The organism is Neisseria sp. P0021.S007, assembly GCF_051956855.1.
This window is the reverse complement of record NZ_JBQCXA010001259.1, coordinates 1-509: the sequence shown is the minus strand read 5'-3', so window position 1 is coordinate 509 and position 509 is coordinate 1. Positions and strand designations below refer to the sequence as shown.

Annotated in this window: 1 pseudogene; it reads right to left on the bottom strand. The window is 53.4% G+C overall.

Annotated features, from left to right (window positions below):
* A pseudogene (locus ACTHUR_RS18625) lies at window positions 1-476 on the bottom strand (bifunctional tetrahydrofolate synthase/dihydrofolate synthase); the annotation flags it as partial.
* Between the last annotated feature and the right edge of the window lie 33 nt (window positions 477-509).

Sequence of the window (509 nt, the reverse complement as noted above, 5' to 3'; positions counted from 1 at the left end):
CTGGTAACCACCGCGCAATCGCAGTCGAACACATTGACCGCGTCCAAACGTCCGCCCAAGCCGACTTCCAATATCATCACATCGACTTGTTCGCGTATGAAGATATCGACCGCCGCCAAGGCATTGAATTCAAAATAAGTCAGCGATATTTCGCCGCGCGCCGCTTCGATGCGCTCGAAAGAAGCGGTGATGAGGTCGTCTGAAACCGGCTCGGCGTTGACGGCGATGCGTTCGTTGTAACGCAATAAATGCGGGCTGGTCAGCGTACCGACTTTGAAGCCTGCCTGTTTGTAAATCTGTGTCAGGTAGGCGCAGACCGAACCTTTACCGTTTGTTCCCGCAACGACGACGACGGGGCATTGCGGCTCGAGCTTCATGCGTTTTTTCACTTCGCCCGTGCGTTCCAAGCCCATGTCGATTAAGCCGCCGCTGTGGGCGGTTTCCAAATGCGAGAGCCAGTCTTGTAATGTTTTCATGTGTGTTTCGTTTTTCAAAAGGTCGTCTGAAAC